The organism is Acinetobacter sp. UBA3132 (assembly GCF_002364825.1).
Lineage (GTDB): Bacteria > Pseudomonadota > Gammaproteobacteria > Pseudomonadales > Moraxellaceae > Acinetobacter > Acinetobacter schindleri.
The window spans coordinates 1-5,454 of the sequence record NZ_DEZM01000182.1 but is presented as its reverse complement, the minus strand read 5'-3'; the positions used below and the strand labels follow the sequence as shown (position 1 = coordinate 5,454).

Sequence of the window (5,454 nt, the reverse complement as noted above, 5' to 3'; positions counted from 1 at the left end):
TAATGATGACCTGATTCAATGCTACCGTGACCTGCCACAAATGGTGTCACATCTGCATTTACCAGTACAAAGTGGTTCCAATGACGTCCTTCAAGCGATGAAGCGTAACCATACGATTGATGTCTATATCGAGAAAATTGCCAAACTCCGTAAAGTCCGTCCGGATATGCACCTATCTTCAGATTTCATTATTGGTTTCCCGGGTGAAACCGACGACAACTTCGAAGAAACATATCAGTTTATTAAAGATATGGACTTTGATCATTCGTACAGCTTTGTGTATTCAAAACGTCCGGGTACGCCTGCTGCGGAACTTGAAGACACTACACCTGAACAGGTGAAAAAAGAACGTCTGGCAAAAGTTCAAAAATGGATCAAGCAATCCAGTATTGAGAAAACGGATGCGATGCTTGGCACCATTCAACGTGTTCTCATAGAAAAAGTTTCTGACAAGGATCCAAATGTCCTGGTAGGCACCGCAGATAACACACGTTATGTGACATTTATCGGTGATCCTGCATGGGTTGGACGTTTTGCCGAGATTGAAATCACTGAAATAAAAACACTCAATTTAGTTTACGGTGAGCTATTGAATCTTGAGCCTGACGTGGCGTAATGTAGGGATATAAGAACCTATCTCTATAAGGAACTCTCTTTGACAGCAGCGATTCGACGTACAGTAGCTTTTCCTGGAATTTCAATGGACCGTTTACAGAGCATGCTCGGTGCTTATAACGGCCATTTGAAGCAAATTGAACAACGTTTAGACGTCAAAGTTTCCCATCGAGGCGATAGCTTTTTTATTGATGGTGAGATCGATGCCGTTGAGAGAGCGGAGTTGCTCCTACAGCGACTTCATGAAGAATCTGAACAGAGCGGTCAGATCAGTGCAGATACCCTGCACCTGATGATCCAAGGCAGCCAAACCGACCGTGAATTGCAGGACAACCTGCATGATCAGGAACATACTGGTCTGGACAATGTCTGGCTACAGACTCGTAAAGGCCGTATCAATCCACGTGGTGCCAATCAGAAACGTTATGTACAACGCATTCTGCAAAGTGACATTTCTTTCGGTATTGGTCCTGCCGGTACAGGTAAAACTTATCTGGCGGTAGCAGCTGCAGTGGACATGCTGGAACGTAATGAGATTCAGCGTATCCTCCTGGTACGTCCTGCGGTAGAAGCCGGTGAAAAACTTGGCTTCCTGCCGGGTGATCTGTCACAAAAAATCGATCCATACTTACGTCCGCTTTACGATGCCCTGTATGAAATGCTGGGTTTCGAAAAAGTAGCCAAATTGATTGAACGTCAGATCATTGAAGTGGCACCACTGGCTTATATGCGTGGTCGTACCTTGAATCACTCCTTTGTGATTCTGGACGAAGCACAGAACACGACACCTGAACAGATGAAAATGTTTTTGACCCGCCTGGGCTTTGGCTCTCGTGCAGTGATTACCGGTGACGTGACCCAGGTCGACTTGCCACGTGGTCAGCAATCTGGTTTGGCCCATTCACTTCGTGTACTGGAAAATGTGAAAGAGATTCATATCACCCGCTTCCATTCCCGTGATGTGGTACGTCATCAGCTGGTTCAGAAAATCGTTGAAGCCTATGAGGGCTGGGATAGTGAACAACAACGTTTAACTGCCGAAGCACGTGCCGAACGCAAAGCACGTCAGGAAGCCTTGGTCGCTGAAAATGATGCGGCAGCTGACGCCCAGCATTAATATTTACTTTTAAGGATTTGTTTTGAAACTTAGTCTTAGTCTACAACAGGATTTTCAGGCACCTGAACTCGTGATTAAGCGTGCCTATATCAAGAAAGTTGTAGAAACTGCTTTACGTCATATCGGTACGCAAAGTGATTGTGAAATTGGTATTGCCTGTGTCGACAATGATGAAAGCCACAAACTGAATCTGGAATATCGCGGAAAGGACAAACCCACCAATGTGTTGTCTTTTCCAAGTGATCTTCCGGATGAAATGGCAGAAGTTTTGGATGCTTTTCCGATTGGAGACTTGGTCATCTGTATCCCAGTGGTATTGCGTGAAGCCGTTGAACAAGGCAAAGCACCTTTGACTCACTTTACCCATATGCTGGTTCATGGCACCTTGCACCTGATGGGCTATGATCATGAGACTTCAGATGAAGATGCAGAAGAGATGGAAGGCATTGAGATCGAGATTCTGGCAAAATTCGGTTTTGCAAATCCATATCTGGAAAGAGACTAAAATTTTCCGACTATAAAAAGTGAGCTTCGGCTCGCTTTTTTATGCCTGTAAATAGCAATCAAATCAATGCTATTTAATTCAACCAAAGCTGATAAAATACACCTCATAACAATAAAGATGATTAGCTAAAGTTCAGGATAAAAATGAAAAAGATTCTTCTCGTATTGCTACTCATGGGTACTTCCCTTCTATCTTCAACGCTTTATGCAAGTTCAAAGACGCTATGTAAAGAAACCCAATTTCAAAAAGCAGATGAAGTCTGGACAGGTCATTATTATTTAAATGGCGTCATGGAAACAGGCTCTGAAATGCTGTTATTGCCTGAAGGTAAATTTAAATGGTATCTAACTTATGGAGCCCTAGATCAATATGCTGAAGGTAGATGGTGGAAAAATGGCAACTGCATCGGTTTAAAACCTGAGCGTAAATATAAAAAGCATCTGAGGATTTTTCCAAAGCATCTAAAAATTGAAGGCAAATTTTTAAATGTGATTTGGAACAGTTCCGGAGAACACGGTTATTATCATCGTGTGGAAGAATAATTTCAGAAATTAGTTAAAATTAGAAGTTACTATGCAATATGTCGTTATTTTTAAATATAAAATTAAGCAGTTAGACACAGATTACTTTGCCACTGCCCAACAGATGCGGGAAAAGGCCTTGACCCAGTTTCACTGTCAGCATTTTGAAAGTTTAACTGAAGGAATCACTGAGATTGCACTTTCCTACTGGAGCAGCCTGCAGGATATTCATGCCTGGCATCAGGACGCTGAACACCAGGCCGCGCAACAATTCGGTAAAGATAACTGGTATCGCTATTTCAGCGTGGATGTCTGTAAGGTATTACGCCATTATGAAACAGCGCCAGATTAACGCACTTCAAACTCTGCCTCTGCCGGATCAAAACGCCAGGTTCGGATAATTCGTAATTCTGAAATATCTTTCATGTTGGCATCAAAAGCACCAAACGGCGCAGCCTTACGTAATGAGGTTCGAGCAGCTTCATCCAATACAGTATGACCAGAAGATTCCAACAATCGAATCGCTCGAATACCCCCATTTTGATTCAGAATTACCATTAAGCGGACGTCACCCGCCAAGCGCTGTATACGGGCAGATTCAGGATAAAAACGATTCCCATAAAATTCGACTTTTTGACGGAATTTTTCCAGATAAGCTGCAGATACATCCTGCTTGGCTTGGATACCGTCAACAGTTTTAATTTTCTGCTGACGGCTAAAGTTTTTCTGGCGCTGCGTATATTGAGCTTCCAGACTCGCGACCATAGCAGCTTTGGCTTGAAACTGGCTGTTGAGTTCTTCCTGACGTTTCTTGCGCTGATTTTCTTCTGCCTGTTTCTGCCAGCTTAGGGTTGTCATCAGAACTTTTTCTTCAAAGCTCAACTCCTGTTTTTGTTGCAGCATATCTTGGCTGTTTTGAAGCATTGCTTCTTTTCCAGCTGTCTGATCTGGCATCGGCAATGGAGCATCACTGGACATACGATGCGCTTCACGGAACTGACCGGAACCTTGCTGATCTGTCTGGGCAAGAAAATCGGCATGCTCGATTTTGTCATTACTGACGCGCAGGCTAACTGCAATTTCCTTGGTCGAAGTATCCTGTTCCGATGGCATTCCAAACTGCAGCATTAAAATCATGATATGTAATAATGCAGCAATCCCTACAGCACTGCTAAAAATTGGATCTTTCCACCATGATTTAACCAAAGGCATCAGGGTCATTCTAGTCACATTTTCAGGCTCAGCCAGGAGCCTTTATCCTTAATATCTTGCAAAGAAAATTTTTCAGTATACAAATATTGATATATCTTTCACTTTGAGTAGATAGTGAGAGCTATATCAAATCTTCTACGTTGTATAAACAAAACACTAAAAATGGTGCAATTTATTTTGCTAAACTGCAAGCACACGCTCTTGTATTTTTTATACTTTTCGACAAGATACATGCTATCAAAAATATAGTTGCCAGGATGCTTCCATATGCAAACCATCATTTCCAATATTTCCAGACGCATTCGCCAGGTGTATCAGAAGGCGGAAGGGTTTATTGAAGATGAACGCGAGTTTCCCCTCTCTCAGGTATTTTTGAATGCAACTTTTCAGCGTTTTGTGACTGATAACGTCAAAGCCTTAAAAGATCTGCATGCGGATCTGCATGATGACTGGTTACGCTTATATGCAACACTTGATTACAATGGCATGGTCATTACTCTGTCTGTTGACCTGAAACTGGTACAGATGGAGTTGAATAAAGACCGCCAGCTGATTGTTTTTGAACAGATTAGCGATACCCAAGTAATTGATGCTAAATACCCAAATGTGTTCTATAAAATTGGCGTACGTTGTGCCCTATTTTTCTATCAGCGCATTTTGAATAAAGATCCTCTCGGTATGATTCTGGAAAAGCTGGGTGTAATTAAAGTTGTTGATGACCTACTACATTTAGATCTTAACCGCTGGCTCGGTAAAAGCCGATCAGTGATTGATACTTTGTCTAAAGTACATGTCAATCATGCTGTATTACGTGAGGCTGAACTGGTCGTTATTGGAAATGTGAATCTAGCAGCCTTGTTCAGAAAGCTGTCTCAAGAAAAAGAAGAAAGCTGGGATGATACAGATGAATTCAGTGAAAATCAGGTCACACCGATCAAGCAGAAACAAGATTCGTAAAGTGTTTAAGTTATGAAACAACAATGAAAAAAATGACATGAATGATACACTTCTGCGAATTTTATCAGTTCATTCTCCCTCCACATTTTAGTCTGATAATAAAAGCTTGGCAGAAGTGACTGACTGCCTTTTCATACAGGAAAATTCACTTATGGCACAACACTTAATTAAAACTATTGGTATGACTACAGCACTGGTATTCACAGGCATGTCCAGTCAAGCGTTTGCCATGAGCCCATTCCAGGCGACTTATCAGTTTAGCTATAATGGCAAGAACATGGGATCAGCAACACGAACCTTAACCAAGTCAGGTAATAACTGGACTTATGTATTTGCAGCCAAGGCTGCCGCGATTGCTTCTGCAACAGAAACCAGTCATTTTACTTTTAATAATGGCAAGATTAATTCTAGCAATTTTAGCCGTAGCAGTAAGGTATTGGTTAATAACAATACCATGAGTATCAAGTTCAATCCGTCTTCTAAAACTATTCATACTAAAAAAGATGACAAGGCACGTTCATTTGCCT

General features: G+C 41.9%; 7 protein-coding genes and 1 pseudogene. 7 read left to right on the top strand and 1 reads right to left on the bottom strand.

Annotation, left to right across the window (positions count from 1 at the left end; all coding sequences use genetic code 11):
• The 5 genes from B4033_RS09870 to B4033_RS09850 all read left to right on the top strand — a co-directional run.
• On the top strand, positions 1 to 616 hold a 616-nt coding region (locus tag B4033_RS09870; RefSeq protein WP_286833553.1), incomplete at its 5' end, for a radical SAM protein.
• Between the two features lie 39 nt (positions 617 to 655).
• Positions 656 to 1,732, top strand: coding sequence for a PhoH family protein (locus B4033_RS09865; RefSeq protein WP_004896076.1), 1,077 nt, complete (start codon positions 656 to 658; stop codon positions 1,730 to 1,732).
• Positions 1,733 to 1,754: 22 nt separating this feature from the next.
• Entirely contained in the window at positions 1,755 to 2,237 is a 483-nt protein-coding gene (gene ybeY / locus B4033_RS09860) for an rRNA maturation RNase YbeY (protein ID WP_004809720.1), read from the top strand.
• A 143-nt stretch (positions 2,238 to 2,380) separates the two neighbouring features.
• Positions 2,381 to 2,779, top strand: a complete 399-nt coding sequence (locus B4033_RS09855) for a hypothetical protein (RefSeq protein WP_076754325.1) — start codon at positions 2,381 to 2,383, stop codon at positions 2,777 to 2,779.
• 31 nt (positions 2,780 to 2,810) lie between these two features.
• A complete protein-coding gene (locus B4033_RS09850; RefSeq protein WP_286833550.1) occupies positions 2,811 to 3,110 on the top strand; it encodes an antibiotic biosynthesis monooxygenase family protein in 300 nt (99 codons plus the stop codon).
• Here the strand turns inward: B4033_RS09850 and B4033_RS09845 are convergent.
• Positions 3,107 to 3,970, bottom strand: coding sequence for an energy transducer TonB (locus B4033_RS09845; protein ID WP_213033854.1), 864 nt, complete (start codon positions 3,968 to 3,970; stop codon positions 3,107 to 3,109). The two genes, B4033_RS09850 and B4033_RS09845, sit on opposite strands and share 4 nt — an antisense overlap.
• Before the next feature lie 267 nt (positions 3,971 to 4,237).
• Between B4033_RS09845 and B4033_RS09840 the strand changes: the two genes are divergently transcribed.
• Together B4033_RS09840 and B4033_RS09835 are read left to right on the top strand one after the other, a co-directional pair.
• Positions 4,238 to 4,927, top strand: a complete 690-nt coding sequence (locus B4033_RS09840) for a hypothetical protein (RefSeq protein WP_048881840.1) — start codon at positions 4,238 to 4,240, stop codon at positions 4,925 to 4,927.
• A gap of 151 nt (positions 4,928 to 5,078) precedes the next feature.
• A pseudogene (locus B4033_RS09835) lies at positions 5,079 to 5,454 on the top strand (DUF3108 domain-containing protein); the annotation flags it as partial.